1 protein-coding gene is annotated in these 4,147 nt (G+C 76.2%); it reads left to right on the top strand.

What is annotated here, in order from left to right:
- On the top strand, positions 1 to 4,147 hold a 4,147-nt coding region (locus tag ACFVVX_RS37890; protein WP_387952718.1), incomplete at both ends, for a type I polyketide synthase.

The following is a 4,147-nucleotide window of genomic DNA, read 5'->3' as shown; positions in this document are numbered from 1 at the left end:
CGGCGACCACACCCAAACCCACACCATCGCCCAACACTTCACCAACCAAGGCCGACGCACCCACCCCCTCAACGTCAGCCACGCCTTCCACTCCCCCCACATGGACCCCATCCTCGACGACTTCCACCACACCGCCACCCAACTCCACTACCACCCCCCACACACCCCCATCACCACCCACGGCAACCCCACCGACCCCCACCACTGGACCCAACACATCCGCCAACCCGTCCGCTACCACGACACCACCACCACCCTCACCAACCACGGCATCACCCTCCACCTCGAACTCGGCCCCGACCCCGTCCTCACCCCCCTCACCCCCAACACCACCCCCACCCTCCACCACCAACACCCCGAAACCCACACCTACCTCACCGCCCTCGCCACCACCCACACCCACGGCCACAACCCCACCACCCACCCACCCACCACCACCCACACCAACCTCCCCACCTACCCCTTCCAACACCACCACTACTGGCTGCTGCCCAGCACACCCGCCGGCGGACCGGAACGCCTCGGCCTCGACGCCCCCGACCACCCGCTGCTCGGCGCCTCGGTCGAACTCGCCGAGGACGGCGGCCTGTTGCTGACCGGCCGACTGGCCCTCAGCAGCCACCCCTGGCTCGCCGACCACGACATCCTGGGCCGCGCGCTGCTGCCCGGCACCGCCTTCGTCGACCTCGCCCTCACGGCGGGCGAGCGCGCCGAGACGCCCCGGGTGGACGAACTCACCCTGGAGGCCCCGCTCCTGCTGCCCGCCGAAGGCGCGCTGACCCTGCAGCTCGCGGTCGGCCCGGCGGAGTCCGGGACCGGCTCGCGCGCCCTCGCGATCCACGCCCGCCCGGCCGCCGGCACCGGCGAGTGGACCAGGCACGCCGTCGGCCGGCTCACCGCCGCCACGGCCGAGCCGGCCACCGGCCCGCAGCCGCGCGCCTGGCCCCCGTCCGGCGCCGAGGCGATCGACGTCGAGGAGCTCTACTCCCGCCTGGCGGAGCTGGGTTACGCGTACGGCCCGGCGTTCCGGGGCGTCCGCGCAGGCTGGCAGCGAGGTGACGAGCTGTTCGCCGAACTCGCGCTGCCCGAGGAGGTCCGCGACACCGCGGCCGGCTACCCGCTGCACCCCGCCCTGCTGGACGCCGCCCTCCACCCGCTGGTGGGCCGGGCCGCCGAGAGCGCCGACGGGCTGCCGCTGCCGTTCTCCTGGTCCGGCGTGGAGCTGTCCGCCTCGGGCGCCGACGCACTGCGCGTCCACTGGCACGGATCGGCGCTCGACGCCACCGACACCACCGGCCGTCCGGTGCTGAGCGTCGAATCGCTCGCCCTCCTTCCCGTCCGGGCCGAGCAGTTGGCGGCCGCCGACCGCCCGGCCCAGGACCTGTACCGGCTCGGCTGGACGCCGGTCCCGACCGCCGCCGCTGCCTCTGCCGCTTCTGTCTCCGCCGCCGCGCCGACTCCGGCGACACCGGTGGCACTGGTCGCGGGCCTCGGCGAGCTCCCCGCCGACGAGCCCGTCCCGGCCGTGGTCGCCGTGGCCGTGCCCGCCGGCCGGCCCGGCGTCGCGGCGGCACTGGAGCTGCTGCGCTCCTGGTCCGCCGACGACCGCTTCACCGGCGCGCGACTGCTCCTGCTCACCCGCGGCGCGGTCGCCGCCACCGACACGGACACCGTGCCCGACCCGTGGGCCGCCGCCGTCTGGGGCCTGCTGCGCTCCGCCGAGGCCGAGCACCCCGGCCGCTTCGCCGTCGCCGACCTCGCCCCGGACGCGGAGGCCGACACCGCCGCCCTCAGCACCCTCGCCACCGCCCTCGCCACCGCCGACGAGCCCCAACTCGCCCTGCGCGACGGCGCCCTGCTCGCCCCGAGGCTCGCCCGCGCCGACTCCCCGTCGCGCCCCGAGCCGGACTTCGCCGACCGCACCGTGCTCGTCACCGGCGGCACGGGCGCCCTCGGCCGCGAGGTCGTCCGGCACCTGGTGGCCCGGCACGGCGTACGGCACCTGCTGCTGCTCAGCCGACGCGGCGCGGACGCCCCCGGAGCCGCCGAACTCGCCCTGGAACTCGCCGAGTCGGGCGCCGAGGTACGCTTCGCCGGCTGCGACGCGGCCGACCGGGACGCCCTGGCCGCGGTGCTCGCCACCGTGCCGCCCGAGCGGCCGCTCGGCGCCGTGCTGCACCTGGCGGGCGTCCTGGACGACGGCGTGCTCGCCGACCTCACCCCCGAGCGTCTGGACACCGTCCTGCGCGCCAAGGCCGACGCCGCCGAGCACCTGCACGAGCTCACCCGCGCGCTCGACCTCGACGCCTTCGTCCTGTTCTCCTCCGTCACCGCCACCACCGGCACCGCCGGACAGGCCAACTACGCCGCCGCCAACGCCTACCTGGACGGTCTGGCCGCCCACCGGCACGCCCTCGGCCTGCCCGCCACCTCCCTCGCCTGGGGCCTCTGGGCCGACCAGGACGGCATGGCGGGCGGCCTCGGCACGGCCGGCCTGGCCCGCTGGGCCAGGGCCGGACTGCCCGCGCTCGGCACCGAAGAGGGCCTGGCCCTGCTCGACGCGGCCCTGCGGCACCCGGCCCCCGCCCTGGTACCGGTCCGCTTCGACCCGGTCGCCCTGCGGGCCCGCGCCACCGCCGGCCCGCTGCCGGCACCGCTGCGCGCCCTGGTGCGTGCCCCGCGCCGCCGGGCCGACGCCTCCCCCCGGGTCGGCGACTCCTGGGCGGACCGCACCGCGGCCCTCGGTGCGCCGGAACGCTCGCGCGCCATCGCCGAGTTGGTGCAGACGACGGTGGCCACCGTGCTCGGCCACGCGACCCCGGCGACCATCGACGCCACCCGGGCGTTCAAGGAGCTGGGCTTCGACTCGCTCACCGGCGTCGACCTGCGCAACCGCCTCGCCGCCAGCACCGGCCTGCGGATCGCCGCGACCGCCGTCTTCGACCACCCGTCCCCGGCCGCGCTCGGCGCCCACCTGCAGTCCCTGCTCCCGGGCGCCGCCGCCACCCGCGGACCGGTCGAGCCGGTCACCGCCGTCGCCGCCGACGACGATCCGATCGTGATCATCGGTATGGCCTGCCGCTACCCGGGCGGCGTCGCCTCCCCCGAGGACCTCTGGCGGCTCGTCACCTCGGGCGGCGACGCCATCGGCGACTTCCCCGCCGACCGCGGCTGGGACCTCGACGCGCTCTACGACCCGGACCCGGAGCGGATCGGCACCTCGTACACCCGCCAGGGCGGATTCCTCGCCCAGGCGGCCCAGTTCGACGCCGAGTTCTTCGGCATCAGCCCGCGCGAGGCGCTGGCGATGGACCCGCAGCAGCGACTGCTGCTCGAAACCGCCTGGGAGACCTTCGAGCGGGCCGGCCTCGACCCCGCCACCGTCCGGGGGACGCGCGCCGGGGTGTTCGCGGGCGTGATGTACAACGACTACGGCTCACGACTGGCCAAGGCCCCCGAGGAGTTGGAGGGCTACCTGCTCACCGGCAACACCTCCAGCGTGGTGTCCGGCCGCCTGGCCTACACCTTCGGGCTGGAGGGGCCGGCCGTCACCGTCGACACCGCCTGCTCCTCCTCGCTGGTCGCGCTGCACCTCGCCGCGCAGGCGCTGCGCCAGGGCGAGTGCGACCTCGCGCTGGCCGGCGGCGTCACCGTGATGTCCCGCCCCGACACCTTCGTGGAGTTCAGCCGCCAGCGCGGTCTGTCCGCCGACGGCCGCTGCAAGTCCTTCGCGGCGGCCGCCGACGGCACCGGCTGGTCCGAGGGCGTCGGCCTGCTGCTGGTCGAGCGGCTCTCCGACGCCCGCCGCAACGGGCACCGGATCCTGGCGGTCGTCCGGGGCTCGGCCATCAACCAGGACGGCGCCAGCAACGGCCTCACCGCCCCCAACGGCCCCTCCCAGGAGCGGGTCATCCGGCAGGCCCTGGCCGCGGCCGGCCTGCGGGCCGGCGAGGTCGACGCGGTCGAGGCGCACGGCACCGGCACCCGGCTCGGCGACCCGATCGAGGCGCACGCGCTGCTGGCCACCTACGGACAGGACCGCGAAGGGGCCGAGCCGCTGCTGCTGGGCTCGTTGAAGTCCAACATCGGCCACAGCCAGGCGGCGGCCGGGGTCGGCGGCATCATCAAGATGGTGCAGGCCATGCAG

Source organism: Kitasatospora sp. NPDC058170, from assembly GCF_042883905.1.
GTDB lineage: Bacteria > Actinomycetota > Actinomycetes > Streptomycetales > Streptomycetaceae > Kitasatospora.
This window is presented reverse-complemented; position numbering and strand designations above follow the sequence as displayed.